The sequence below is a fragment of the Cohnella kolymensis genome (assembly GCF_000829465.1).
GTDB classification, from domain to species: domain Bacteria; phylum Bacillota; class Bacilli; order Paenibacillales; family Paenibacillaceae; genus Cohnella; species Cohnella kolymensis.
Genome location: NZ_JXAL01000024.1, coordinates 14862 through 41257, shown reverse-complemented (window position 1 = coordinate 41257; position 26396 = coordinate 14862). Strand labels below are relative to the sequence as shown.

Here is a 26396-nt window from a genome sequence, read left to right as displayed (position 1 = left end):
AGATTAGTCCCCCGTCCGTACACTTGTTGGAGATTAGGGTTTGGATTAGATTGGAAATTTATTCATGATGGGAGTTAGTGGGATGAAAGTCATTACGGTCATTCAGCCATGGGCTACGCTGATCGCCCTTGGCGAGAAACGATACGAGACGCGATCATGGGATACAAGGCACCGCGGCGCAATAGCGATCCACGCAAGTAAGAAGGTCGATAAGCGGATCGGCATGGAAGAGCCGTTCTTTTCAGTATTGGGAAGGCATGGGTACACAGCGCACAACCTTCCAACCGGCGTGATAATCGCCAAGTGTAGGTTAGCAGCCAGCATGCAAGTTGTTCGGAACGGTGGAGATCACGCCATTCTGGACATCGGTCGGCGTTTGATCTATGGCAATGAACTTGCATTCGGCGATTACACTGAGGGGCGCTTCGCCTGGGACTTGGTGAACGTTGAAATGCTGAAAGAGCCGATTCCAGCTAAGGGGCAGCTCAGTTTGTGGAATTATCGGATGCCAATATCGACGATCCCACCCGATCCGGTCGGTCCAGAGAACGACATGCATATTCGGAGAGCTGCACTTCAAGCCGACAAGATCATCACGGCATGGGGAACCAACGGAACACTACTCGGCCGTGATCGCAAAGTGAAGGAGCTTCTATACTCATTTCATACTTACTACCTTCAAATGTCAAAAGACGGTCACCCAAAGCACCCGTTGTATATAGCCGGTAATTGCGAACCGAAAGCGCAGGCGGAGAAAGAGCGGCTGGCCAGAGAAGCACTGGCTAAAAGCAACGCAGAGCTTGAGAAGAAGACCAAGGCGCATGATGATCTGGTTAGACGGTTGAACAATGAACTGCAGGAGGCTAAGGCAGTTGGCAACGATGAAGAAGTGGAGAAGCTGCAGGCATCCTTAAAGCAGTCGGAAACAGAAGTGGAGGCTTCCCGACAGCGGATCAAGCAGCAGGAAGGAGAGCTTACTAAAAAGCCGATCGATGTGCCGGCCGTTGTGGAAAAGATTCCGGATAACATCCAGGCAGAGCTCGACCAATTGCGTAAGGCGCAGACACAAAGCAAACAGACTATCAAATTTACTTGTCGAAATGCCAAAAGGATACGAAAAAACAGGATATGTGATTACTAATTTTGAAACGGCTATCGATATGATACAGAAAATAGAAGGTCGCGAAGAGCGCATTGCATAGTAAAAAGAGCAGGAATATTATCTGGTTGTCTTAAATCAAACCCTAATTAATTGGAGAAAACTGTCGATAACGTAGGAGGAAGCAAACGTGCTTGCTGTCATACAAAACCTCTTAGAATTGGACGGTGCTTTTTTTGCTGAGCGCAATCGGAAATGCTTTTTCTATTATGATGATGTGGATTGTACGGATCTGCGTGTTCGTTTATTTTCTGTATATCTTTGAACAATTCTCTCAGCTCATCACGATGTATAACATCCATGTGAAGACGGCGCAATCGGCGGTGCAAGCTTCACAACTGGCCAATGAGAGCATTTTATTAGCTCTTACATATATCGGCAAACTGCTTGTCGTTGTGGCCGGCATCATGGTGTTTGAATCCATGTATCGTAATAGTCGCCGGGCAGCACTACGCGAAAGATTGAATCAAACATCCGAGTCGAACTTATGAGTAATAATTGAGCAAGTAGATTCGCAAACGGAACTTCGGCTCCGAAAGCTACGCTAATATCAAATATAAACAATGTTGTTAACATAGCCCAAAAAATAAAAAGCAGGCTCCGGACAGTACGTCCGGCAGTCTGCTTTTTGTGTGCTGCGTCGCGGCGCCGCTTACATTTGCCGCTGATTCGTTCCTCTGGTGAAACTCTGCAGTGTACGGATTAATTTGTCGCGTACCGGTTTATTCCTCATCAGATACCTGACACCCATACCGACTGCGGTCATTATTAATGTTTTTCTCAACATATCGTTACCTCCTCGGATATTGGTTTGGCTTGCTTACATTTACCCTTGTTTACAGAGTTACACGCAACAACAATAGATTGACGAATCATCAGGCGGTAAAGTAATAATAGGAAAGAGCGCAAACTTGCGGAATGATAAGGGGCAATACGACTGATGTTTAACGCCGAACATTTGCATATAGAAACTTCATATTGTCTGATAGAACCATCAGCTAGTTTGGCTGGTGTGAGAACTCTTGCCGAAACGCACAGATATGTAATCGTCATTCAGGACGATGCTTTCGTTGTCGCTTCTGACGAGATGCATTATTTTGCAGCGCTTGAAGCTGGCAGGGCGATTGCGGACTGTATACGAGAATTGAATTGGAAAAGCTCTCGAACCGAGAACCTGGAACGATTGGCGGAAAGCAATGGCAGCTGGGAACGGCCGGTTATCATTCGAGACGCAGCCAATGAACTCAAAGGGATCGTGACAGCAGAGAGCTTCATTCATTTTATAGCCGCAGAGTACAAAAGAATCGCGTCGTATTTGTCCGTACTTTCGGAAACTGTGAACGATGCGGTAACTGCGGTGGATCATGAAGGTCGTGTCATTCTGTGGAACAGTGAAGCTGAGCGCGTATATGCCATCAAAAAGGAGGACATCATCGGCCGAAAAATCGGTGATCATTTCGAGAAAGACGCCGTCATGCTGCACACCATTCTGGATGAGGGGCGGACTGTGCGTCAGGTTTACCATCAGCCGACTCCGAGTAAGCATGTACTGATCAACGCATCCCCGATCCTCGAAGGCAATCAGGTCAGAGGAGGGATAGCGACCGAAAAAGACATAACACGCATCGTTCATCTGAACGAAGAGCTGTACTCCTCGGTGCTTCTCCGAATTGAGCAAGAAAGACCTTTTTCATCGATTGTGGGGATGGGTCCCTTTTTCAAGCGTTCCATAAAGGCGGCACAGAAGTTTGCTCAAACCAACACTCCTGTTCTCCTTAAGGGCGAATCGGGATCCGGCAAAGAAATGCTTGCTCAAGCGATTCATTATGGGGGGGGAACGGCAAAAAGCTCCGCTGCTTTCCTTGCATTGCGGGGCTATGCCGGGCGGGCTTCTGGAACCTGAGTTATTCGGCTACCAAGGCGGTGCGTTCTCGAGCGGCGGCAAACAAGGTAAAGCGGGCAAGTTGGAGTTGGCTGATGGCGGCACACTGCTGCTGCAAGAAATCGATCAGATGCCGCTCGATATCCAATTGAAGCTGCTGCACTATTTAAAAAGCGGAAGCTTTACCCGCATCGGCAGCGATGAAGAGGTAACCGTTGACACGCGTATTATCGCGACGACTACAGGATCGATGCAGAGGCTGATGGATGAAGGCCAATTTTTAGAGCAATTGTATTATCGCTTGAACGTGATGAGCGTCGAAATTCCACCTTTGCGCGAACGTACGGAAGACATCCCGGAGCTGGTTCAAGCGTTTATACGAGAGTTTGCGGTAGAATACCGGAAGCCTGCGCCCCGAGTCGATGCGAGCGTCATGACGGTTCTGATGAATTATAGCTGGCCGGGAAACATAAGAGAGCTGCGAAATGCAATAGAGCGAATGATCATACTCGGAGACAGTGATACGATTACCGCCGAGCTTTTACCGGAGTCTTTGGCGTCATTGACTCAAGGTGATGAAGGATTTCCAGCGGCAAGCACAGACAAAGATACCGCAGAAATGGACGAACAAGAATTAATCAAGGAAGCCTTGCGGAAAACCTTCGGAAACAAGAGCGCTGCCGCCAAAATGCTTGGTATATCCCGAGGAACTATCTATAACAAGATGAAGGAATACGGCATTGAAGAGTGATCGACCAACCGGCCTATGATTAGGCCGGTTTTTTTGTGAGGGAATGCGGAGATAGATAGCCGGAAAAAATGTACAACCAATTATATACAAATAGTGTTTAAATACATATAATGACGAGGTAAGGATTAAACATAAGTGTTCAAATTGTGCGGTTGTTGTGTTCATTACAGTCATGGGAGGCATTTATGGAAGTGATCCTGCGGAATTTATTCCAGTCTCTAGGCAAAAGTCACACAGCAGTTAAGTTGGCGCGCAGGTACGGGTTAAAATTCGGAGCCAGCCGCTTTGTTGCAGGCGAATCGATCGACACGGCAATTCGGGCCGTACGGCGACTGAATGAAGATGGCCGAATGGCTACTCTCGATCATTTGGGAGAATTCGTGAGCACGGAAGAGGAAGCGAATGAATCCGCGGCAATGTGTATTCAAACTTTGGAAGCGATTGCAGCGGCAAAAGTGAAATCGAATCTATCTTTGAAATTGACCTCATTGGGCCTCGATCTGAGTAAAATTCTATGTATGAACAACATGCGCAGAATATTGGATTGCGCAGCCAGACACGGCAGCTTTGTGAGGATCGATATGGAGGACTATGCACATTGCCAAACTTCCCTCGATATCTATCACCAGCTTCGCGAGGAGTACGACAATGTAGGAATCGTCATTCAAGCTTATCTTTATCGGACCGAACAGGACATCGAAGATTTGAACCGTGTGAACGCCAACTTGCGGCTGGTTAAAGGAGCTTACAAAGAATCGCCCAAGGTCGCTTTTCCCGCCAAAAAAGATGTGGACGACAATTTCCTGAAAATCATAAAGCGGCATATGCTGAATGGAAATTACACAGCGGTCGCAAGCCATGACCCTGCGATTATCAGAGAGACCGTAGCGTTCATTAAGGAGAATGGCATCACTAACGAGAGATTTGAGTTCCAAATGCTGTATGGAATAGCGGAAGACCTTCAAAAGCAGCTGGTTAATGAAGGCTACAGAGTACGGGTTTATGTTCCCTATGGCATCGACTGGTTCGGCTACTTCATGAGGCGGTTGGCCGAGCGTCCGGCGAATGTCTGGTTTGTTCTGAAAAACATGTTCAAATAACGAATAGGGGAGTGTCCATGTTTATGATTAACGGTACCGCTGCAGCATTCGTAAATGAACCCTTCACGGATTTTTCACAGGAAGAGAACAAATCGGCCATGAAAGCCGCGCTAAATAAAGTGAAGCAGCAGTTGGGACGAGAATATCCCCTTCATATCGGCAGTGATAGAGTGATGACCGAAGCCAAAGAGCGGTCGATTAATCCGGGCAAAGTGTCTGAGGTCATTGGCTTAGTAAGCAAGGCTTCTATCAACGAAGCGGATCGCGCGATGGCTGCCGCACTTCAAACTTTCGACACCTGGAAGAAGGTTCCCCCGACTGAAAGGGCGGAGTATTTATTTAAGGCAGCGGAACTCATGAGACAGCGCAAACATGAATTCTCCGCATGGATGGTGCTGGAGGCCGGGAAGAACTGGGCTGAAGCCGATGCCGACACTGCAGAAGCGATCGACTTTATGGAGTTCTATGCCAGGGAAATGGTTCGCTTAAGCGCAATCAACATCCATCAGCCGCTCACCAAAATTAATGGAGAAGTGAACCGGTTGACTTATATTCCACTAGGGGTGGGAGTCGTCATCCCTCCATGGAATTTTCCGCTAGCCATCTGCGTGGGAATGACGACCGCTGCCGTCGTGTCCGGAAACACGGTTCTGTTGAAGCCGGCCAGCACGACTCCAGTCATTGCCGCCAAATTCGTTGAGTTAATGCAAGAAGTGGGACTGCCGCAGGGAGTCATCAACTTTATACCTGGTAACGGATCCGAGATCGGAGACTACCTGACGTCTCACCCCAAAGTTCGTTTTATCAGCTTTACCGGCTCCAAAGAAGTGGGCTTACGCATCAATAAGAGAGCGGCTGAAACGGCTGACGGTCAGATCTGGATCAAACGGGTGGTCGCGGAAATGGGCGGTAAAGACGGAATTGTCGTGGATGAAACAGCGGATTTGGATCAGGCGGCTGCCGCCATTGTCGCTTCCGCTTTCGGTTTCCAAGGGCAAAAATGCTCGGCCGGCTCCCGCGCGATCATCGTTGAAGACGTGTATGATACAGTGCTCGACAATGTTCTGGAGCTGACGAGTAAATTAAAGTCAGGACTGCCGGAAGAAAACTTCGCGGTCGGGCCCGTTATTGATCAGAAGTCCTATGATAAAATACTTGAGTATATGGAAATCGGAAAGAATGAAGGCTATTTAGTGGCTGGCGGTTCCAAGGCGGAAGGGAACGGGTATTATCTGCAGCCGACGATTATCGCAGACGTTTATCCGAAAGCGCGGATCATGCAGGAAGAAATTTTTGGGCCGGTGCTCGCGGTTGCAAAAGCAAAGGATTGGAAAGAAGCGATCGAGATCTTTAATGATACCGAGTTCGGGCTCACGGGATCCTTCTTCTCGAAGAATGAAGCGAGAATCTCAGAGGCCCTGCAGGAAATGCACTGCGGTAACTTATATATCAACCGCAAATGCACCGGCGCTTTGGTAGGTGTCCATCCATTCGGCGGCTTTAATATGTCGGGTACCGATTCCAAAGCCGGCGGCCATGATTACTTATTACTGTTCACTCAAGCCAAACTGACTTCCCGCAAAATTTAAAAGCACATACAACGAAGCTGCCCGGCAACTTGCTCGGCAGCTTTCCGTTTAACCGGTCCACCAAATATCTTTGAAATCCACCCAGCCGCGCGCATTCATGTGAACGCCTTTCCAGGCGGAATGAAAAGAGGCGTTGGATTTTTTGCGAGTTAAATAGATCATACAGCAGTCCTGAAGCAACACATTTTCTACCGGCTTGAAGGTTTCAAGCCAATCCTTCTGAAGGGGTTTCGCCCATTCTACAGCTATAGCCGCATCAACGGACTCTGCCACCTTGGTCGAGAGATGAGCTCGCAAGAAACTGTTGTTGGACCGAAACATCTCCATCACACGCATCGGGCCTTCGCTGAGCACCAGTTCGTATAAAATGAAGTCCGCCTCTCGGATGACTTCTTCGGTAAGAAGCTCGTGCCACTCCAACAATTTTACAGCTATATGTATACCGAATGGTTTGTACCACTCTTGCAGCCAGTAAGCATCTCGGCCATGCCGTTCCACACAGTAAACGGTGAGCGGCTCGCCTTGGTACGCGGATTGCCGGAGGAGATCACAACCCAGATCAGGGTCAAAGTCCGGATCCTCCTCTAATACAGCTCTGTTCATCTGCAAGGCTTGTGCGGCTGAGACCCGAAGCTCGCCTAATACGGACACCATCTTTACCCGATCGATCAAATGACTGAGAGCCATTCTAAACAATGGGTCTTGCAAAGGTCCTTCTTTTCGCATATTGATCGTCAGCAAGCTTCTTCCTTCATATCCATCGTCTGTTTCTTCATTATCAGAGTGTGTGACATAGCTCTCGGTGCCGGTTTCCTCTGTATGAACGAGAAGCATGCTTGAATCCATCGGTAATGGTAGCTGTTGTCCCAGTTCCGGTATATGCAGAATTTCTACACGATCAAGATAAGGTCTCCCTCGGAAATGGCGATCATAGGCGTCCAGCACACAGATGCGCCGATCATATTTGGACAATTGGAATGGCCCCGTCCCAACTTCGGCATGGAGATCGTCTTCCGAATCTTTCATATATCGCTTAGGGATAATAGCAGCCGGTGTAAAACTGAGGAAGTGAAGGAATGCGTAATTGGGATTCGCCAGATCAACTTGCACGATATTTTCGGAGATCGCTTGAATGCTTTCAACCCCCGCCATCAGCCAACTCTGCGCCAATCCTCCATGCTTTAACCGCTGAAAAGAGTGACACACATCGTGTGAATCCATTAACTTTCCATTATGAAAATACACGGCTTTGCGCAGGTAAAAGGTCCAGCTCGTACAGTTCTCGTTAGATGTCCAATGGTGTGCGAGACTTCCTGTAATTTCACCGGTTCGATGATCATATTCCACGAGCGTGTCATAGAGTTGGCGAATAATATGAAAATCAAAAGAGTAGATGGCCGACGCGGGATCAAGAGTATTGATGGCCCGAAATACAGGCGTCCGCAAAACTTCTCTATGCGCTCCGCCGGCGGCTTCTACCCGGATGCCGAAATAGTTGGACAGCCAATGCAAAAAGTGTGTTTTGACAGGGAAATCTTCCTCTGTATTGTTGATGAGCGACAATGCATCTTCCACGTGTCCTTCGACGACCATCCGCTCAGCTTCTTGCAAGATTAAGGCGGCAGGATCGGCCAATATTGTAAGCTCGGAGACATGACCTCTGCCCCGGCCGGGCGCATAGTGAATCCAGCGGGCAACGCTCATTTTGTTCAGCAGAAATTTCACATTCCGTTCCGTACATATCCATATTTGCGCCAGTTCAGGAACTGTCAGTCTCAGCTTCTCTTTACCGGCAGCCTTCGATTGCCTCCATAACCGTATAAAATCTTCCAGCAATCTGGACATCGTATTTGCTCCTTTATAAAACCCGAAAATGATCCTCGAATTCGTTCGCTTTTTACGCTGCTATTCAGCCATTATCATGAAATCAACGAATGAATAGAGGGGAAGTGATTGCAGTGCAGCCTTATGCTTCGGAAAAACAAGTGAGTGCCGCATGGAAGCTTCAACCGCTGATGCTGCTCGTTGTCGGAAGTTTCCTGCTGCATATCGGAACTAAAATCTACGAAATTGTCCTGCCTCTGATGATGTATGACATGACGCATTCGTCGGTGGCCATGGCGTCAATGCGTACGGCAGAATTGCTGCCGAATCTCGTATTCGGAGTGTTAATCGGAGTCATCGTCGACCGGGTCAACACGAAGCGCTGGGTATTATGGATGGTCAGCTCGCAGGCGGTCATTCTGCTCCTGTTGGCCGCGTTGTTCAAATCAGGCAATGCTGCCCTATGGCCGTATTACCTGGGCGGCTTTCTTCTGATGACTTTCGGCTACGGTTATTTCAATGCGCAGATCAGCTTGACCAAACAGACAGCACACCCGGATGAGCTGACTTCAGCCAATGCCAAGTTTTCGTTCGCGGAAACGTTAGTCAGCGTGTTAGGTCCTGTCCTAAGCGCCTGCATCCTGTTGTTCAGCGATAAATCCGATGGCTTGGTCATAACAGCATTGCTGTTGGGATTCAGTTTTGTCATTTTCACGAAGGTTGCCGTTCAGGGTGTCCAAAAACCGTCCTTGAATGTTCAGGCTAAGGGCTCCTATTGGAGAGATTTCAGGGAAGGCTGGGTGGTGTTCCGCAGTACTCCGATCCTCAGGACTGTCACTTTGTTCGTCTTATTCTTGAATTGTACAACAGTCGTTTTTCAAACGACAATCATTTATTACGCCAAGGATGTTTTGGAGATCTCTTCCTATTTGCTTGCTGTTTATTTCTCCGTATCGGGAGTCGGAGGGCTGCTGGGCAGTTTGTTGGTGGGACAGATCCGCAATCGATTCGGGTTAGGGAAAACGATAGGATTGACAGCATTGGTCAACGCTTTCGTATATTTGGGGGTTTATCTTCTCCCTACAACGCCGGTAATTGTCGCAGCTCTGTTCGTTTTTGGTTTTACAATCTCGGTTTTCACCATCTGTGTCTATACACTGCGCCATGAACAGACGCCGGCCGAACATATGGGACGAATCGGCGGAATCACCGGCACCTTCTTTCGCATCGGTATGCCGATTACGATGTATGCTTCGGGTTGGATGATGTTGTGGTGGAGTCCTACAGTCATATTTGCAGCTTTGGCTGTGTGGAATGGTGCGGTATTTCTATTCTATGTTCGAAGTCTATTATGGAGGGGATAAGTTTGTACGGCATACACAATTATGAGGTATTTATACTTGCCGGAATTCTATTAAATATGACTCCCGGCACAGACACGATGTATATCATAGGCAGAAGCGCGGCTCAGGGTAAAATGGCCGGGGTGTATTCCGCATTAGGCATTGGAACGGGATCGCTGGTTCATACTTTGCTAGCGGCTTTCGGGCTATCCGTTGTATTGGCACAATCCATTGTGATGTTCAATATGATCAAAATAATCGGCGTGATCTATCTCTTCTATTTAGGACTAAAAATGATACTGAGCAAGGCAACTCTCATGAACAGCGATCCTGAACTTGTGAATCAGAGGCTTTCCAAAGTGTATTTGCAAGGAGTGCTCACCAACGTTTTTAATCCGAAAGTGGCCTTGTTCTATCTTTCATTTCTACCGCAGTTTGTTGACGCCACCGGTAATTTCGGGCCAATTCCGTTTGTGTTGTTAGGGTTGACGTTTATTGTAACCGGAACTCTGTGGAATCTGTTGTTAGCATTTTTCTCCTCATTTGCGACAAAAAAGCTAAGAAGCAGCACGAGAGCGGCATCAACGCTGAACAAGCTGACGGGCATCGTATTCATCGCCATGGGCGTTAAGTTATTTCAGGCAAAGGCAAGTCAATAATAGGAGGTTATTCGGAATGAGTATGCACTCGGAAGAACTGCTGCCGGAGATAGAAAACCGGAAAAGTGTAACGAACTGGAGGAATGCGCCGATTCGAAGCGAACACTGGGACCTTATGCTGGAAGCCGCGCGACGGGCGCCTTCTTCGTGGAATCATCAGCCTGCTAGATATGTGCTGGTCACCGATCGGGAGCACATTCAGCGCTTATCTCAATCGCTCCACCGAACGAATGGCTGGGCCGTGAATGCCGCCGCTTTAGTGGTGCTGGCTGCAACTCCGGAAGACGACGATCGTGTGGCGGGCAAAGACTACTATTTATATGACTGCGGACTTTCGATGATGAGCATGATCTATCAAGCTCAAGCTCTGGGTATCACCTCTAGGCAGATGATAGGGTGGGATGAAGAGCAAGTGAAGGGATGCCTTATGATTCCTAGTCGATATCGGGTGGTTGTCATTACGGCAATCGGCTACGTGTCAGATAGCCTTGCTTCTACCAAGCTGGCGGATTGGAAACGCACATTGACAGGGCAGCAGAAGCGATACAACGCCCAGCACACGGTTTATTGGCAGCGCTGGGGAGAAGGGGGGAGCAGTTTACGATGAAGGCTGTAGCAGCTAGAGCACCCTCGTATCGGCTCAATCCGGAGTTAAGAGTGAAGCTTAATAAGCTCCGATTGAACATTGACACGATCGGGCTCTATTTCGTGAAGGTTATTTTCTCCCTAGGTATAGCATTGCCGGGATGGTTGGGTATGGGGTTGGGTGTATATCAGGTGGCAGCGTGGATTACCGTGCTCACAGTTGATCCATCGCGAATCCCTGAAGCGGCGACGACCCGGATCCATCAGAAACAAGCATGGCTGCTGCTGCTGAGAATTTTGCCGGCAGTTTCGATGGTTCTCGGATTATTGGCTTGGGCCAATGCTTTAAGTATTCAACTGCCCACTGCAATTCCTGCACTTGCATTCCTGTTGACTTGCTATATGGATGAACTGTTGTTCCGAAACATCCTGCAGCCGCGACTGCGACGTTTAGGTTTGGCTCGCTGGGGAGCAATTGCGGTGCAAACGGCATTGTTCACGATCCCTTTTATACTGCACGGGCAGTCAATCGGAATCATAATGGCGATGCTGACATTGGGAGCAGCGAACGGCTATATCGTTTACCGGCATCGCAGTCTTTGGCCGGCATACGTATTGGCGCTCACAGTGCGGATGTTATGCGTTGGTGCGTAACAAGTTTGGCGGTGGCTATGCCGCCGCTGATTTTTTTTTACCATTTTAGGTAAAAGGAATTGACAAATATATCCGTCTTATTTTATGATACGAGTAAATAAATTTGACCGTGTAAAAAAGATGGGATGTGAAATGAAAATGAACCAGGTTTTCATCATCAGTAACTACGAGCAACTTAAGGCGCTAAGTGATCCTTTTCGAGTGAAAATTCTAACCCTCCTTATCGAGGGCGCTTATACAGGACAACAAATCGCACAAAACCTGGAGATTCCGCGGGCAAAAATTCATTACCATCTGAATGAGATGGAGAAGAACGGGCTAATCGAAGTGGTGCGCAATGAGGTAAAAAACGGGATTATCCAAAAATTTTACCGTTCCGTCGCGTACAGCTTCAGGCCTGCAGCGGATCTGCTTCCGTACACGGAGGAAGTAGGGGACTATTATCGGCAGACGATGCTGGAAGTATTGAACAGGGCTCGGCAGCGGGTATTATCGGCGCCGGAGGAAGCGTTCCAGTCGGAAAGTCAGGATAGAAACGATTGGCCGCGTTTGAGTCTGCAAGCGGAAGTTAAGATGAATGAGAAGAAATTTGCCGAATGGCTCGTCCGGTTCCGGTCTTTGGTCGAAGAACTGGTGGGGCTCGAGGATCCGAACGGCAAGTGGTTTTATCTCTCTACCATTGGCTTGCAGATCGACCAGCCGCTTTTCCATTGCGAGGATGATTGCGGTGAAATGGTGAGCACGAAGCAGAATGAGCCGGAAGCCGAGGGGCAATCGCCGGACGAAATAAAAGAGTGAACAAACAAGGAGGACAGGACAATGTTAAACATGAGTCCTTACGCATTTGAAACAATGTTGAAGCAGCAGGCGGTACAGCATAAGCGTCAACGTCTGGAATTCAGTAAGAGAAGCGAACAGAAGAGCGGCAGTTTGGCAGCTTCCCTTTTTCAGAAAGAGGGGCAGGAGCTGGAAAACAAAGCCTATCACGTGCTGGAAGCTCTGCTCAAACATGAGAACGAGGAGATCCGACTAAGGGCCGCGGCAGTCATTCTTGAGTCGCGCGCTTATCCAAAGAGGAAAACGGAGCTGGGAAGAAAGACACTTCCTGTATAAGAGGCATTAGACCATGGAGCCGGGCGGCAGCAGCGGCTTCTTTCTTTTGGTTATTAAATAAAAAAATACTAATAATTAATATCTGGATTTTTGATCGTTGTATAATAGCTAAAATAAACCAAATTTTTTTTTTTAATCCAGAAGAGTTGGAGATGATGAACAATCAAATTGCTAACTAGAGTTGCGGCAACGACCCTTGGGTTATTCCTAATGGCTGGAACGGGAGCGGCGTTAGCGAGCGGGGATAATACGCTGTATATTGAAGGCGACAAAATGGAAATGAACCAAAGCTTTTGGTTCGTTGACGGACGGACGTACGCTCCAGTGAGAGAATTCGCGGATCTAATGGGATGGAAGCTGTCTCACAACGCCGGTACAGGTCAAATTACAATTACGAACGACATAGGCGATACATTCTCTTTTAAAACGGGATCGTCGGAAATCCATTACAACGGAAATACATATGAAATTTCAGCAACTGTCAAAGCCAAGGATGGAAGTGCTTACCTTCCTGTGCGATTAGTCGCAGAAGCAATGCACGCGAACGTCGGTTGGCGGGCTGAGGAAAAAATGTCCGTCATAGAAAAGGAGCAGGAGCGGATTGTCGAGAGCGGTGACACGCTTTGGAGCATCGCGCAAGCGCATCAAACGACGGCCGAGGCGCTCAAAATCCGTAACGGAATATCGGATGATTCTCTACAAATCGGTCAGCGCCTAAAGGTGGTTATTCCTGAGTTCTTGGTGCGAAATCCCCAAGTCACAGCTGCAAAGTCCGAGGCTGCCGCCGACATCGACCAAGCGGAATTGATGCTTCTAGCCAAGCTTGTTGAAACCGAAGCCGGGAACGAGCCATATGAAGGTAAACTGGCTGTCGCAAGCGTTGTGATGAATCGCGTGAGTGACGGCAACTACCCGAATACTGTTAAAGGCGTCATTTACGAGCCCTATCAGTTCTCTCCTGCGAGGAACGGGACGCTGGCTAAAACAACGGCCTCCAAGGACAGCATCAAAGCTGCAAAGGCTGCACTGTCCGGTGAGAACAATGTTCCAGGTGCGGTCTATTTCTTTAACCCGAAGCTCGAACCGGCGAAATTAAAAAGAGTGACGGTTGTTGCTAAAATCGCCAATCACGTTTTTGCGAAATAATACGATATCTCGAATGCATGAAGGCTGCCATTGTGCAGCCTTTTTTGCTGTTTTCATTGACGTGTGTAAAAAAACAAACGAAAATGTCACGAGAAGTGTTTGTGTAGTAAAGGGGGGAAAAGGATGGACGAACTGATAGAACTGTGCAAGAAAGGCGACATGGCAGGGTTCGGTATGCTATTTGAGAAATATGGCAGTACCATCCACAAGACGGCTTACCTGATTACTCGCAATCATCAAATGGCCGAGGATGTTACTCAAGAGACTCTTATTCACTTATTTTCAAACATTAAATACTACCGCCCTGAGCAGCCTTTTGAGAACTGGCTGTACCGTGTCACTTCGAATCTCACAAAAAATGCCCTTCGTAAAGAAAATGGTTTGTTCGGCCTGAACAAAAAGTTAATGAGCTTTCCTGGTTCCAATGGAGAGCCCAAATCACCCGATCTTATTTTAGTGCAAAAAGAGAGCCAGTCGGAATTATTTAGTCAAATTGCAAGGCTGCCATATAAAATTCGGATTGTTGTCGTTCTGAAGTATTTTAACGGGCAGACACAAGAGCAGATTGCGAATATTTTATCCATACCCGTAGGTACGGTTAAATGGAGAATTCATCAGGCCTTAACCAAATTGAAAAGAACAGCGGATCAAGAGAGTTTTTTTATCTAAGGAGGCTGTGATGCATGAATGATTTGGAGAAAAATGTGCAGATGGCTCTAAACAGGGCTGCTTCTTCTGTGGTCCTTAGTCCGGATATGGAAATGAAATTGCAGGCTCGGTTAACCTCACGGTCGATCCCGGCTAAGCGTTACATAGGTCGAAAAAAAATGGCTGTCGCGTTATTCTTCGGTCTTTTGTTCGTTGTAAGTACGGCCTACGCCGACAGTTTATCGTCTAAAATCAACTTGTTGTTCAACTTTCACGAGGTTCCCGTAGTCTCTAATTCTGGGTTAATTGCAATTAATGATGAAGAGCAGCAGAAGCAGGATGCTCTAAATCTGCTGCGTAAAGAAAATCAAGTCAGCCGCGAAAAAGTGGAACAATTGTCTCCAGTGCCATTTGTGTTACCGGATCTACCTGACGGATACGTCTTGACGGAGCAAGGAGCGATCGCCGGATCGGTTGGCTATGATGACAAAGAGCACAAGACTTTGTTCATTCCGGATGGGAGCTTTGCCTATCACGCAACGTTTGTTAACAAGAGTTTACCTGTAGGCGAACAGTACGAGAGTCGAATTATTGTTTCCTATACCTTCGATGCTTCTTTTTCTCAAAATCGCCAGATGGAGTTGCGAGGGCCTGAAGTCTCGTCAATTACGTTGGATGGAGTGCCGGGAATAGAATACAGCTTGGTCACGGAAGCTTGGCTCGAATACTCGAATGGAGGCTTATTGAGAATTGGAGTCTCAACTCCTGAAACCTGGACTGCGGAACAACGCAGGGCTATTTTAAAAACGATTCTACAGAAAACAGACCTTCCTCACCAACAGATAAGAGGCACCGCTAAGTAATAATGTCGGGGACAAATCTATCCATATTATGGTATTGTTATAACAAACAATGCCAGACAATGGAGGGATTGTATGACATTAATCCAAACGGAGAAAAAGAGTGCGGTACCCGAATTGTTTTACGATGGCGGCGAGATTGATATCTTATGGGATTATCATGATCAGGCGATTGCCTGGTATGAGACATTCATGGGGTGGGAAGTGAAACGGAAGGAGTCATGGCAGCCTGATCAACGCGTAAAAGGTGGGAAAATGACTCATCTTGGGTACGGCACCTGGCTGAACTCCGTGCTCACTACGCAGCGAATCCCGTTCCATTACGCTGAAAGAGGCAGTGTTGATCCTCATATACGTTGGTGTTGGAGAACCAGGAATTTACACAAAGTGCATAGCAATTTTAGCGAGAATGGCATTCGGGTTACGGAGATTTACCTTGGACCGGATGGCAGGCAATACTTTGACTTTTGGGCGACGGCAGAAGGCACGAGGCTCACGGCAGAAGCAGACGATAGGATAACAAGTACGGGCTTTAAGCCTTCTTGTACACGAATCGGAGTCAGCGATTTGCAAACTGCGAGTAAATGGTATCGTGAATTTGTTGGAATGAGTGTGTTGGAGGACCATAACGAAGACGGACACGTTGTAATGTCGCTGAAGGAAAACCATTCTAGCAACGGCCGTTCTACTTGGATATTGGAAAAGCTCCCTGCTAATTCATACACAGGTAAGATCGACGGTGCAATTCGTCCGCTGACCCTCGTCAAAAAACGAGAGGACTTCTTCGCATATCATCAGTTTTTACAAGACAACGGCGTGGAGTGCGGAGAAATAGGCGGGTTTTTGAAAAAGGGAAGAGTGTTATTTCATTTCTATGACTCTGACGGCAACCGTTTTAATGTCTCTCACTGTTAGTAGCAGCTTCCAATATTTTTATTGATGTCCGCGAAATTCGCGGACTTTTTTTTTTATTATCGGTCATATATAACTACTAAACGGGAGGGGGTGTAAGAGTTCGTTAGGAGTAAGGCATTCCACCGCAATGAAAGGGTTAGACAGCAGAATGACAGCCATTTTCCAAGGGGGATTTTATGATCAATCGAAAGTTCGGCTTGACGCTTACCGCCGCTCTGTTGATCTTCGTCATGATTTTATCTGCATGTTCGAGCAATAACAAAAGTGAATCAAGCCCTACAGCCAGCTCTTCAGCATCCGTTACACCTTCTGCATCCAATTCACCGAGCGCATCCAGTACATCCGATAATCAACTTGCTGCCGAGCAGGTTTTCCGGATGAATCTGCACTCCGAGCCTCCGACACTTGACCCGGGTATGGCTCAGGATAATGTGTCCGGGACCGTGCTGAATACGATTTTCGAAGGGCTGACCCGTGTCGACAAAGACGGAAAAGTAATTCCAGGCATGGCGACGGAATGGAAGATTTCCGACGACAACCTCACCTATACGTTTACGCTCCGCGACGGCATTAAGTGGAGCACCGGCGATCCGGTTACCGCTCACGATTTCGAATTCGCCTGGACACGGACACTGGATCCCGCGAAAGAAACGCCTGCGCCTTATGCTTATCAGTTGTACTATTTGAAGAACGCAGAAGAGTATAATACGAAAAAAATTACCGACCTAAGCCAGGTCGGCGTAAAAGCCCAGGACGACAAAACCCTTGTGGTCCAGTTGAAATCGCCTACGGCCTATTTCCTGAATTTGCTTTCCTTCTACACGTATTATCCGGTAAGCAAAACGGCTGTCGAAAAAAATGCGAACTTCCACACGGAAGCGGCCACGCTGCCGACGAACGGGCCGTTCCTTCTGTCAGAGTGGAAGCATAACGAATCGATCACATTGAAGAAAAACCCGGATTACTATGCGGCAGATGAAATCAAGTTAAATGAAATTCGGATGGCGATGGTTATCGATCCGAATACCGAAATCAGCATGTACGATACGGATGAACTTGATTGGGCCGGTCGTCCCGTCGGAGAAATTCCGGTGGACCTGATTCCATCACTGAAAGCCAACGCGGATGCAAACCTGCAGATTAAAGGAATCGCCTCGACCTACTATTACCTGTTCAATAACACGAAACCGCCATTCAACAACTTGAAAATTCGCCAGGCCTTCTCAATGGCGATAGATCGACAAGCGATTATCGACAACGTGACTCACGGCGAACAGAAGCCTGCTTACGGATTCGTTCCTTACGGCATTAATGGCGCCGAAAAACAATTTCGTGAAGAATACCCAGATAGTTACTTCACCGAGGACGTAGAAAAAGCGAAACAGCTTCTCGCTGAAGGATTGGCCGAAGCGAAAATGACGGCATTACCGAAAATCGAATTGATTCATAACGAGAGTGAAGGCCATAAGAAAATTGCTACGGCGATCGTCGACATGTGGAAGAAGAACCTGGGTGTGGATGTCACCGTTCAATCTCAAGAATTCGGCGTATTCCTGACTAACCGGACCAATTTGAACTACCAGGTCGCGCGTGCAGGATGGGGTGCGGACTATAACGATCCGATGACGTTTGTCGACATGTTTGTTACCAAGGGCGGCAACAACGACGCCGGATATGCGAATCCCGAGTATGACGCGCTTGTAAAAAAAGCCGGAGAAACTTTGGATCAGAAAGTGCGGATGGAATCCTTGTCGGCCGCAGAAAAAATTCTCATTGATGATATGGTCATCATGCCGATTTATTACTACACCGGCATTTGGATGCAGAAGCCTTACGTGATGGATGTATTCATGGATTATGCGGGGGAGCTCAACTTAACCAGAGCATACATCGCGGCACATTAACAGTAGGACTGATTTAGAAAGGGGGGTATGTATGGGACACCATATATACCCTCTTTTTGAGAAAAACAATACTGAAACCTAATTTGATCCTGGAGATGATCTGAATGGTTCGTTACATAGCGGTCAAGCTCCTCTATATGTTGCTTACTCTATTTATATTGGCTACCGCTACCTTTTTTCTGATGAAAGTGATTCCTGGGAATCCGTTTCTAGGCGAGAAGAAGCTTCCGACTGAAATCTATAACAACATTATGGAGAAGTACGGATTTGATCAGCCTTTGTACAAGCAGTATCTGACCTATATGAACAACCTTATCCATTTCGATCTTGGAACTTCAATGAGAGCTACACACCTGACGGTAAACAGCATCATCCAACAGTCCTTTACCAATTCAGCCAAGCTTGGCATTGTAGCCATCATTGTGTCCGTGATCGTTGGAATCGGTCTGGGTATTGTCTCTGCGCTGTATCATAGTAAGGCGATTGACCATTTCACGTCGATCGTTGCGGTGATCGGCGTCTCTATTCCGAGCTTCGTAATCGGTCCGCTCCTGCAGTATTTTTTCGGCGTCAAGCTTGGCTGGTTTCACGTGGCGGGCTTGAAGGAACCGCTCGACTACATCATGCCGACCATCTCGCTCGCGGCATTGCCCATTGCGTTCATTGCCCGGTTAACCCGCTCCAATATGATTGAAGTGATGAACGCCGATTATATCAGAACCGCCAAATCAAAAGGATTAGCCAAGTCATTTATCATTCACCGTCACGCTCTTCGCAACGCCATTCTTCCAGTCGTAACCTACTTGGGTCCGATGACTGCAAACATCATCACGGGGTCCGTAATCGTTGAATCCATCTTTGGGATTTCCGGACTCGGAAAATATTTCGTGCTTAGCGTGTCGAATCGCGATTACACGGTGATTATGGGCGTTACGCTCTTCTATGCGAGTATTTTGATGATTGCTCGGTTTTGTACGGATGTCGCCTATGTGTTTATCGACCCGAGAATCAAGCTGGCCGGAAGGGAGGGGAATGGCTGATGGCTTCATTCACACCGGATCCTATGCGAGCGCATTCAACTCCCATATTCAAGCCTGATGATTTCAAGGATGTCGACAAGAACCACTCCAGCGGGCCGGAAATGCAACGCGAGAGCATTTCAGCTTGGAGAGATGTGTGGCTGCGGTTAAAAAGCAATAAAATGGCGATGTTCTGGCTCGCTGTTTTATTCATTATTGTGATCATGTCCCTGGTCGGCCCGCTTCTCACGCCTTTTAATTTCCGGACCAACGATCTGTTGAATACGAATAAACCGCCGTCGTCCGAGCATTGGTTCGGTACGGACGATTTGGGACGGGACATGTTCGAAAGAACATGGATGGGAGCAACCATTTCCTTGCGTGTCGGACTGTTCGCCGCTTTGATCGATCTTTTCATCGGCGTCATTTACGGCGGTGTAATGGGGTATTTTGGAGGGCGCATAGATGAGATCATGAACCGGGCTGCTGAAATTCTGTATTCGATTCCCAGTCTGCTCATCATTATTCTTCTCGTCGTCGTCATGCAGCCCAGTCTGTTCACGATCATACTTGCACTAGGCATTACCGGCTGGGTCAATATGGCCTGGATTGTCCGGGGTCAAATCATGCAGTTGAAGAATCAGGATTATGTGCTGGCTTCCCGTTCATTGGGCGCCGGTTCCGCTAGGATTATTTTCCGGCATCTCATCCCCAATACGATCGGGCCGATCCTGGTAACGCTTATGCTGACGGTGCCCTCAGCCATTTTCGCCGAGGCGTTCCTGAGCTTCCTTGGACTGGGGGTTCAGTCGCCGGCTGCCTCCTGGGGCACGATGATTGCGGACGCGCGCAGCTCGATGACCGTATTTCCGTGGAGGCTTTTTTTCCCGGCTATTTTTATCAGTGTGACCATGCTGGCTTTTAATCTTTTCGGCGACGGTCTGCGGGACGCGTTCGATCCGAAGCTGAGAAAATAGGAGAGAACCGATGAACAAACAGCAGAATCACCAGCCCATGTTGGAGGTTAAGGATTTACGGGTCTCCTTCGATGTTCGGGAAGGGGAGGTACAGGCGGTCAGAGGTGTGGATTTCCATGTCAATTCAGGGGAGGTGCTCGGCATCGTGGGCGAATCCGGCTGCGGGAAAACCGTAACTGCCCAAACGTTGATGCGCCTGATCCCGTCTCCCCCGAGCCGTATTAAAAGCGGGTCCATTCGTTTTCTCGGCGAAGAGATTCTGCACAAATCGGAGAAAGAAATGCAACAGTTGCGAGGAAGCAAAATGGGGATGATTTTCCAGGATCCGATGACCTCTTTAAATCCAACGCTGACCGTCGGCAGGCAGATTACCGAGAATCTCATGAAGCATTTGAAGATGAATACTGCACAAGCCAAAACAAGGGCTATTGAAATGCTGAAGCTTGTCGGCATACCCGGTGCAGAAACTCGAATCAATCAATATCCGCACGAATTTTCAGGGGGAATGCGGCAGCGCGTGATGATTGCCATTGCCCTGGCATGTAATCCCGCCCTGCTTATTGCCGATGAACCGACTACCGCACTCGATGTCACCATCCAGGCGCAAATATTGGAAGTGCTGAAGGAGCTGCGCGGTCGGCTGAATACGTCCATCATCCTGATCACGCATAATCTCGGTATAGTGGCCGGGCTTTGCGATCGTGTTGTCGTGATGTACGGCGGTCAGATCGTTGAAACGGGAACGGTCAGGGAGATTTTCAGCCATCCCAAGCACCCGTATACCGAAGGGTTGTTGAAATCTCTCCCGCGTTTGGACACGAGTAAATCAGAGCCTCTGATACCGATTCACGGTACGCCGCCGGACCTGGTTCATCCGCCGGCCGGATGCGCTTTTGCGCCTAGATGCGGCTATGCCATGCGGATCTGTCAGAGGCTTGATCCTGCGCTGATTGATTGCGGCGGTACACAAGCGGCCCGTTGCTGGCTGAATCACTCAAAGGCGCAGGAGGCGAAAGCATGAGTACTCCACTGATCGAAGTGAATCAATTGCATAAACAGTTTCATTTAGGCAGGGGAAAAACGCTGACGGCCGTCAACAATGTCAGTTTTTCGATACGGAAAGGGGAAACGCTTGGCTTGGTGGGGAATCCGGCTGCGGGAAATCCACGGTCGGCCGTACGCTCCTTCGTCTGTACGAACCGACGGCAGGGGAATTTCTTTTCGAGGGAAAGAGCGTTTATTCCTTATCCCGTGCTGGAATGAAAGCGATGCGCAGGGATATGCAGATGATTTTCCAAGACCCGTATGCTTCTCTCAATCCGCGGTTAACAATTATGGACAGCATTGGTGAAGCGCTGGATGTGCATCATCTTGTCAAAAGTCGCACCGAACGCAAAGCGAGGATCGGGGAGCTGCTCGAGCTTGTGAGACTGCGTCCCGATTATGCAAACAGGTACCCGCACGAATTTTCCGGAGGCCAGCGTCAACGCATCGGAATTGCGCGCGCGCTTGCGGTAAATCCGAAATTCATCATTTGTGACGAACCGATTTCGGCGCTTGACGTTTCGATCCAAGCCCAGGTCATCAATTTACTCAAGGAATTGCAGCGGAAAATGGGATTAACGTACTTATTCATCGCGCATGATTTGTCCGTGGTCAAATATATCAGCGATCGCGTAGCGGTGATGTACCTAGGGAAACTAGTGGAGCTTGCAGACAGTGAGAGTCTATATTCGCGTCCGTTGCACCCCTATACACACGCGCTGCTGTCTTCCGTTCCGATTCCGAATCCTGAAATCGAGGCGAACAAAGACAAAGTCATCATTAAAGGCGATTTGCCGAGCGCGATCAACCCTCCCAGCGGGTGTCCGTTTCGAACCCGATGTCCGCTGGCCCAGCAGGTCTGTGCCGAGACGATGCCGCCTCTGATTGAACACCGGCCAGGCCATTTTGCAGCATGCCATTTTGTCGATGCCAATCCATGATGATTCCCAGGCTGACACCCAGTGAAATGATTTCAATCATCAGGCATGGGGTTAAGAAGACGTCATTTCCTAAAAAAATCATCATAGCCGGCGCGGGTATGGCGGGGCTTGTCAGCGGCTCTCTATTAAAAGCGTCCGGACATGATATTACAATCCTTGAATCTGCCGAGAGGGTAGGAGGACGAGTTTATACGCTGAGATCCGCATTTCAATCGGAGCAATATCTTGACGCGGGTGCAATGCGAATTCCCAGTGTGCATCTTTTAACATTAGAATACATCCGAAAATTCAACTTGCCGATCAATGAATTTATCAGTCGTACCCCCAATGATCTTATTTATGTGAATGGAATAAAAACGACGTTAAAAAAGTATGTGGAAAATCCGGATATCCTCGGCTACCCGTTAGCACCCTGGGAAAGAAACAAAAACGCTCTAGAGTTATTCCTAATTGCCACACGACCGGTCCTAGACTTCATGAACCAAAATCCCGAGAAAAACTGGAAATTGCTAATGAGGGAATTTGATAAATATTCGATTGAGCACTTTTTAAGACATAATCCGGTAGGACCTTCCCTATCTGCAGGTGCCGTCGATCAGATCAAAACCCTCATGGCACTCTCAGGATTTCCCGAGCTTTCATTTTTAGGATTATTGAAGGAACTGCAGTACATTATTGACCCTAACATTCGTTTTTATGAGATTACCGGCGGCAATGACCAGCTTCCTCATTCGTTTCTTCCTGAATTAAGAGACAATGTATGGCTTGAACATAAAATAACAGAAATCACCCAGAATCCAAACAGCATCACGATACATTCCATTCATAGCAAGACTTCGGAACGATTTGAGATTACCGGTGATCTAGCCATCATAACGATACCTTTTTCGGCATTTAAATTTATCCGGGTAGAACCCTACAACTCGTTTTCACAAAAGAAATGGCAGGCGATACGTCAACTCCATTATGTGTCCTCAACAAAAATCGGGATTCAATTCAAAAGCAGGTTCTGGGAAAAGGAAGGTCTTTACGGCGGGCATACGGTGACTGACCTACCCATACGATTTACATACTATCCCAGCCATGGAATCGGAAGTCCGGGACCCGGTGTTGTGTTAGCAAGTTATACATGGGAAGATGAATCCGATTGCTGGGAAAGTCTGAATGAGGAAGAACGAGTTCAACAGGCTTTAAAAAACTTGTCTATTATCCATGGCAATCAAGTGCATCGCGAGTTTATAGCCGGTTGTTCTTACGTATGGAATCAGAGTCCACATCACTCAGGGGCATTCTCGCTGTTTAAGCCCGAACAAGGGAGTACTTTAGGCCCTTATCTGTCTACTCCGGAAGGAAGGGTTCACTTCGCGGATGAACATGCCTCCGATACGCCTGCTTGGATGCAGGGGGCAATCGAATCTGCGATACGCGTTGTGAATGAAGTTAATGATCTGCCGAATTATAATTAGGTCGGTAGGACTCAACTGATTGTGATAGTATTTAATTAGTTGTTGGAGGGAGTCTAGCTTACGTAAGTAACACATTCACTTGCAGGAGGACATTATGGGCATTTTTGGGGCGATTGTAGCTTGGGCTGTCGGTTTATTCATCACATATTTAGTTATTTACTATGCTGTGAAAAATGCAATTAACGATTCACAATTGAATAAACGGGATTAACAAGAAATGGCGGCATGCGGGCACGTGTATGATATTACACGCCCCGCATGCCGCCATCGAACGTTCAACTTGCCATCAGCAGACTATGCACGATCGCCGCTCAAGTATCTTTCGGTTAAGATGGAGAGCAATTGAATGCCGACTTCATTATGCCCGCCTTCGGGGATAATCAGGTCGGCATATTTTTTGGAAGGTTCGATGAACGCCTCATGCATCGGCTTCACCGTATTTAGATATTGGTCGTGGATGGACTTAATGCTTCGGCCGCGATCCTCGATATCCCGGAGCACCCGGCGCAGTATACGGACATCGGGGTCGGTGTCGACGAAAACTTTGATGTCGAGCATGTCCCGCAGATTTTCGTCGGATAGTACATGGAGTCCTTCAATAATCACGATATTGTTCGGCATGAGCTCGATCGTCTTGTGGGTCGAACGGGCGTGAACGGAGAAGTCATATACCGGAGCTTGTACCGTCCGGCGTTGTTTCAAATGTTTGAGATGGACAATGAGCAGCTCGTTGTCGAACGCGAACGGGTGATCATAGTTGATCTTTTCGCGTTCGGCGAAGCTGAGCCGGGTATTGTCTTTGTAATAGTTATCCTGAGATATGAACGTGACTTTGTCCGATCCCAGACGATCGATGACAGAGCGCGCTACCGTCGTTTTACCGGAACCGGTACCGCCGGCTATACCTATAATAAGCATTGTGATGCATTAAACCTCCCTGTGTTGATTGCCGCTTCAATTCCAGTATTGTAGCATACCATGCACACATTTTCATTTTTGCTCGCCGCCTGGCATTTTCGGTGTACATATTTGTCTTAGGCGATGAAAATATATGGACTCTCATCTGAAACCTGTGGATCGTATGCAACTGATGCCTGAAGTTAATCGTAATATGTTTAACGAAAAAGAAAACGACCCACTGAGGGTCGTCTGACTGGGTGAGGTGGTGGTGTAAAGTGAAGAAATATCTAACTTTATTTGCCTGCTCACTTATTATTATTTTCATTGCCATTTATCGGTTGTATTCTGCGTATCAGCCTATGGTTGGGCCTGTCGGGAACGGTCCAAATGAGAAAATAATCTGGTTTCGTTTTATCTTCACTATACTTATGGGTATTACTGCGCTAGTATTGTCAGTCCGGATGTTCATTATTGAAAGAAAAAAGGGTAACAAAGATACATAATGTTTTGATGAGTTCGATTCTATTGCTTCATTTTTTCATCAAGCAGCTGGAATGCCTTTGTTACCTCTTCTTTTGGTATTTCTGCATACTGATCTCCCAAACTGACTTCGACATAACAGGTATTTTCATCGATGTCGGCCAAATAACTAGTAAAGCCAATGCCCGTTGCTTTTTGAACTTCAGTCAGAATAGACTCCATTTGCTCTTTAGTCTTATGGAAATGGACATGAAACATATTCGAAACGGGTTTGAGTGGCAATGTTGAAACGCCGTGGCAGGAATTGAACAATTCAGCAAGCTCTTTTGCTTCTTCAAAATACTGACCCATTTTATGTGACCGTTGATCAAAATAATAATCCGCTGAGATGATATAGGGATACAAGCTGATCAAATCACCACCGTAGCGTCTTTTCCAAACTTTCGATGCCGCAATAAAGTCTTGACCCCCCGCTAGAATCGCTCCAGCAATTCCGCCAATTCCTTTATAAAACGAGAGATATACGCTATCAAAAAGAGCGCAAACTTCAGCGGCCGACTTTTGATAATAAGGCAGCACTTCTAAAAGACGGGCTCCATCTAGATGCAATTTAATGTTTTTATCACGGCAATACTCCGAAATTTGTTCAAGTGTTTCAAAGCTCGGCAATTGGCCGCCGATTTCACGCTGAGGCAACTCCAGTAATACACACGCGATGCCTTCTTCCATTTGCACGACATCATCCAACTCGATGACAAGGCTTTTGTCAGCCAGCAAAACGGTTTTGATTTGGTGCAATTCTTTCAAGCCATCTTCTTCGTGAATTTCTAAATGGCTCAATGGATGATAAGCAACTTTTCTGAGGCCTTTTTCATCGCACCAAATGCGCAGAGCAATTTGCTGAGCCATCGTTCCGCTCGGGAAAAAGACCGCAGTCTCTTTTCCTAACACAGCAGCCATTTTCACTTGAAAATCCTCAATGAGCTGTCCTTTTCCATACATGTCGCTTTCCAGTTGCCCGTCAACATTCTCAAAAACTTCTTTTAATACGCGCATATCGCGTTTACCGTGACCTGCTAATTGGTATTTCGTTTGGTTATATGATTTTTTTAATGGATTTAATTCGTTCATTATGTATACTCCTTGCCTTTATCAGATTTATTGTATTGTCTCTATAATAGTATATCTTTTTGTGCATCTGACTGCAGGTGGAATTTTTTAAATTAAGTGGATTAAAGTGTGATATGAAATTGAATCCGAGAAGAGGAGAAAGCTATGACTTATTTCATATATCCGTATATCGGTTGGAAGCAGCAATGCACTAATGTCCCCATCGTCTTTCCACCGCAACATCAAATAGGCATCCAGGGTTTGAATATTTGATGAACCCTCGCCCGTTATCCGAAAATCCTACCTATGCAGGCAGCGGGAAGTTGA

The 26396-nt window shown here is 47.5% G+C and carries 25 protein-coding genes and 1 pseudogene; 22 read left to right on the top strand and 4 right to left on the bottom strand.

Annotated features, from left to right (window positions below; all coding sequences use genetic code 11):
• The first annotated feature begins 82 nt into the window (after positions 1–82).
• Positions 83–1141, top strand: a complete 1059-nt coding sequence (locus SD71_RS25960) for a DUF1643 domain-containing protein (RefSeq protein ID WP_200889613.1) — start codon at positions 83–85, stop codon at positions 1139–1141.
• A 227-nt stretch (positions 1142–1368) separates the two neighbouring features.
• Positions 1369–1650 (top strand): hypothetical protein, encoded by a 282-nt coding sequence (locus SD71_RS15205; protein WP_161793402.1) that lies wholly within the window; start codon positions 1369–1371, stop codon positions 1648–1650.
• A gap of 161 nt (positions 1651–1811) precedes the next feature.
• Here SD71_RS15205 and SD71_RS25640 read toward each other — a convergent pair whose 3' ends face one another.
• A complete protein-coding gene (locus SD71_RS25640; RefSeq protein WP_268747755.1) occupies positions 1812–1946 on the bottom strand; it encodes a hypothetical protein in 135 nt (44 codons plus the stop codon).
• Positions 1947–2099: 153 nt separating this feature from the next.
• On the opposite strand from SD71_RS25640, the gene SD71_RS25050 reads away from it, so the two are divergent.
• The 4 genes from SD71_RS25050 to pruA all read left to right on the top strand — a co-directional run bounded on the left by SD71_RS25050 (position 2100) and on the right by pruA (position 6481).
• Positions 2100–3062 carry a PAS domain-containing protein gene (locus tag SD71_RS25050; protein WP_235427144.1) on the top strand — a complete coding sequence of 321 codons (963 nt, stop codon included), beginning with the start codon at positions 2100–2102 and terminating at the stop codon, positions 3060–3062.
• The gene (locus SD71_RS25045) at positions 3037–3792 is read left to right on the top strand and encodes a sigma 54-interacting transcriptional regulator (protein WP_235427142.1); all 756 of its coding nucleotides are present in this window, start codon (positions 3037–3039) and stop codon (positions 3790–3792) included. The genes SD71_RS25050 and SD71_RS25045 overlap by 26 nt, the downstream gene beginning before the upstream one ends.
• Before the next feature lie 185 nt (positions 3793–3977).
• Complete coding sequence (locus SD71_RS15195) at positions 3978–4892, top strand: proline dehydrogenase family protein (protein ID WP_041064911.1); 915 nt, start codon at positions 3978–3980, stop codon at positions 4890–4892.
• Positions 4893–4915: 23 nt separating this feature from the next.
• Complete coding sequence (gene pruA / locus SD71_RS15190) at positions 4916–6481, top strand: L-glutamate gamma-semialdehyde dehydrogenase (RefSeq protein ID WP_152619490.1); 1566 nt, start codon at positions 4916–4918, stop codon at positions 6479–6481.
• 48 nt (positions 6482–6529) lie between these two features.
• Here pruA and SD71_RS15185 read toward each other — a convergent pair whose 3' ends face one another.
• A complete protein-coding gene (locus tag SD71_RS15185; protein ID WP_041064907.1) occupies positions 6530–8326 on the bottom strand; it encodes an ABC transporter substrate-binding protein in 1797 nt (598 codons plus the stop codon).
• A gap of 113 nt (positions 8327–8439) precedes the next feature.
• On the opposite strand from SD71_RS15185, the gene SD71_RS15180 reads away from it, so the two are divergent.
• The 16 genes and pseudogenes from SD71_RS15180 to SD71_RS15105 all read left to right on the top strand — a co-directional run bounded on the left by SD71_RS15180 (position 8440) and on the right by SD71_RS15105 (position 23579).
• Positions 8440–9669, top strand: coding sequence for an MFS transporter (locus SD71_RS15180; RefSeq protein WP_041064905.1), 1230 nt, complete (start codon positions 8440–8442; stop codon positions 9667–9669).
• Positions 9670–9671: 2 nt separating this feature from the next.
• On the top strand, positions 9672–10307 hold the full coding sequence (locus tag SD71_RS15175; protein WP_041064902.1) for a LysE family translocator: 636 nt from the start codon (positions 9672–9674) through the stop codon (positions 10305–10307).
• A 16-nt stretch (positions 10308–10323) separates the two neighbouring features.
• Positions 10324–10914, top strand: a complete 591-nt coding sequence (locus SD71_RS15170; protein WP_041064899.1) for a nitroreductase family protein — start codon at positions 10324–10326, stop codon at positions 10912–10914.
• Positions 10911–11546, top strand: coding sequence for a CPBP family intramembrane glutamic endopeptidase (locus tag SD71_RS15165; RefSeq protein ID WP_041064897.1), 636 nt, complete (start codon positions 10911–10913; stop codon positions 11544–11546). Before SD71_RS15170 ends, SD71_RS15165 begins: the two co-directional genes overlap by 4 nt.
• A gap of 138 nt (positions 11547–11684) precedes the next feature.
• Entirely contained in the window at positions 11685–12344 is a 660-nt protein-coding gene (locus SD71_RS15160) for an ArsR/SmtB family transcription factor (protein ID WP_235427136.1), read from the top strand.
• A gap of 21 nt (positions 12345–12365) precedes the next feature.
• Positions 12366–12659, top strand: coding sequence for a hypothetical protein (locus SD71_RS15155; RefSeq protein WP_041064895.1), 294 nt, complete (start codon positions 12366–12368; stop codon positions 12657–12659).
• A gap of 210 nt (positions 12660–12869) precedes the next feature.
• Complete coding sequence (locus tag SD71_RS22370) at positions 12870–13805, top strand: cell wall hydrolase (RefSeq protein WP_052476293.1); 936 nt, start codon at positions 12870–12872, stop codon at positions 13803–13805.
• A gap of 123 nt (positions 13806–13928) precedes the next feature.
• On the top strand, positions 13929–14474 hold the full coding sequence (locus SD71_RS15145) for an RNA polymerase sigma factor (protein ID WP_041064893.1): 546 nt from the start codon (positions 13929–13931) through the stop codon (positions 14472–14474).
• A gap of 14 nt (positions 14475–14488) precedes the next feature.
• Positions 14489–15316, top strand: coding sequence for a hypothetical protein (locus tag SD71_RS15140; RefSeq protein WP_041064891.1), 828 nt, complete (start codon positions 14489–14491; stop codon positions 15314–15316).
• Between the two features lie 72 nt (positions 15317–15388).
• The gene (locus tag SD71_RS15135) at positions 15389–16228 is read left to right on the top strand and encodes a VOC family protein (RefSeq protein WP_041064889.1); all 840 of its coding nucleotides are present in this window, start codon (positions 15389–15391) and stop codon (positions 16226–16228) included.
• A 176-nt stretch (positions 16229–16404) separates the two neighbouring features.
• A complete protein-coding gene (locus SD71_RS15130) occupies positions 16405–18132 on the top strand; it encodes a peptide ABC transporter substrate-binding protein (protein WP_041064887.1) in 1728 nt (575 codons plus the stop codon).
• Between the two features lie 104 nt (positions 18133–18236).
• Complete coding sequence (locus tag SD71_RS15125; protein WP_041064884.1) at positions 18237–19172, top strand: ABC transporter permease; 936 nt, start codon at positions 18237–18239, stop codon at positions 19170–19172.
• Positions 19172–20128, top strand: a complete 957-nt coding sequence (locus tag SD71_RS15120; RefSeq protein ID WP_082034274.1) for an ABC transporter permease — start codon at positions 19172–19174, stop codon at positions 20126–20128. Before SD71_RS15125 ends, SD71_RS15120 begins: the two co-directional genes overlap by 1 nt.
• A 10-nt stretch (positions 20129–20138) precedes the next feature.
• Positions 20139–21149, top strand: a complete 1011-nt coding sequence (locus tag SD71_RS15115) for an ABC transporter ATP-binding protein (RefSeq protein ID WP_041064881.1) — start codon at positions 20139–20141, stop codon at positions 21147–21149.
• Positions 21146–22113: pseudogene (locus tag SD71_RS15110) on the top strand (ABC transporter ATP-binding protein). Before SD71_RS15115 ends, SD71_RS15110 begins: the two are co-directional and overlap by 4 nt.
• Before the next feature lie 26 nt (positions 22114–22139).
• Positions 22140–23579 carry a flavin monoamine oxidase family protein gene (locus tag SD71_RS15105; protein ID WP_235427135.1) on the top strand — a complete coding sequence of 480 codons (1440 nt, stop codon included), beginning with the start codon at positions 22140–22142 and terminating at the stop codon, positions 23577–23579.
• 294 nt (positions 23580–23873) lie between these two features.
• Here the strand turns inward: SD71_RS15105 and udk are convergent, their stop codons facing one another.
• Positions 23874–24497 carry a uridine kinase gene (gene udk, locus SD71_RS15100; protein WP_041064875.1) on the bottom strand — a complete coding sequence of 208 codons (624 nt, stop codon included), beginning with the start codon at positions 24495–24497 and terminating at the stop codon, positions 23874–23876.
• Positions 24498–25001: 504 nt separating this feature from the next.
• Entirely contained in the window at positions 25002–26090 is a 1089-nt protein-coding gene (locus SD71_RS15090) for a threonine aldolase family protein (protein ID WP_041064869.1), read from the bottom strand.
• Between the last annotated feature and the right edge of the window lie 306 nt (positions 26091–26396).

Bases quoted from the DNA above. Each gene is read 5' to 3' on its own strand.
- SD71_RS15135 (WP_041064889.1), top strand. From the start codon at position 15,389: ATGACATTAATCCAAACGGAGAAAAAGAGTGCGGTACCCGAATTGTTT.
- SD71_RS15195 (WP_041064911.1), top strand. From the start codon at position 3,978: ATGGAAGTGATCCTGCGGAATTTATTCCAGTCTCTAGGCAAAAGTCAC.
- SD71_RS15120 (WP_082034274.1), top strand. From the start codon at position 19,172: ATGGCTTCATTCACACCGGATCCTATGCGAGCGCATTCAACTCCCATA.
- SD71_RS15125 (WP_041064884.1), top strand. From the start codon at position 18,237: ATGGTTCGTTACATAGCGGTCAAGCTCCTCTATATGTTGCTTACTCTA.
- SD71_RS15140 (WP_041064891.1), top strand. From the start codon at position 14,489: ATGAATGATTTGGAGAAAAATGTGCAGATGGCTCTAAACAGGGCTGCT.
- SD71_RS15155 (WP_041064895.1), top strand. From the start codon at position 12,366: ATGTTAAACATGAGTCCTTACGCATTTGAAACAATGTTGAAGCAGCAG.
- SD71_RS15170 (WP_041064899.1), top strand. From the start codon at position 10,324: ATGAGTATGCACTCGGAAGAACTGCTGCCGGAGATAGAAAACCGGAAA.
- SD71_RS25960 (WP_200889613.1), top strand. From the start codon at position 83: ATGAAAGTCATTACGGTCATTCAGCCATGGGCTACGCTGATCGCCCTT.
- SD71_RS15105 (WP_235427135.1), top strand. From the start codon at position 22,140: ATGATTTCAATCATCAGGCATGGGGTTAAGAAGACGTCATTTCCTAAA.
- SD71_RS15145 (WP_041064893.1), top strand. From the start codon at position 13,929: ATGGACGAACTGATAGAACTGTGCAAGAAAGGCGACATGGCAGGGTTC.
- SD71_RS15160 (WP_235427136.1), top strand. From the start codon at position 11,685: ATGAACCAGGTTTTCATCATCAGTAACTACGAGCAACTTAAGGCGCTA.
- SD71_RS15090 (WP_041064869.1), bottom strand. From the start codon at position 26,090: ATGAACGAATTAAATCCATTAAAAAAATCATATAACCAAACGAAATAC.
- pruA (WP_152619490.1), top strand. From the start codon at position 4,916: ATGATTAACGGTACCGCTGCAGCATTCGTAAATGAACCCTTCACGGAT.
- SD71_RS15165 (WP_041064897.1), top strand. From the start codon at position 10,911: ATGAAGGCTGTAGCAGCTAGAGCACCCTCGTATCGGCTCAATCCGGAG.
- SD71_RS25640 (WP_268747755.1), bottom strand. From the start codon at position 1,946: ATGTTGAGAAAAACATTAATAATGACCGCAGTCGGTATGGGTGTCAGG.
- SD71_RS22370 (WP_052476293.1), top strand. From the start codon at position 12,870: ATGGCTGGAACGGGAGCGGCGTTAGCGAGCGGGGATAATACGCTGTAT.
- SD71_RS25045 (WP_235427142.1), top strand. From the start codon at position 3,037: ATGCCGGGCGGGCTTCTGGAACCTGAGTTATTCGGCTACCAAGGCGGT.
- SD71_RS15115 (WP_041064881.1), top strand. From the start codon at position 20,139: ATGAACAAACAGCAGAATCACCAGCCCATGTTGGAGGTTAAGGATTTA.
- SD71_RS15130 (WP_041064887.1), top strand. From the start codon at position 16,405: ATGATCAATCGAAAGTTCGGCTTGACGCTTACCGCCGCTCTGTTGATC.
- SD71_RS15205 (WP_161793402.1), top strand. From the start codon at position 1,369: ATGATGATGTGGATTGTACGGATCTGCGTGTTCGTTTATTTTCTGTAT.
- SD71_RS25050 (WP_235427144.1), top strand. From the start codon at position 2,100: ATGTTTAACGCCGAACATTTGCATATAGAAACTTCATATTGTCTGATA.
- SD71_RS15185 (WP_041064907.1), bottom strand. From the start codon at position 8,326: ATGTCCAGATTGCTGGAAGATTTTATACGGTTATGGAGGCAATCGAAG.
- udk (WP_041064875.1), bottom strand. From the start codon at position 24,497: ATGCTTATTATAGGTATAGCCGGCGGTACCGGTTCCGGTAAAACGACG.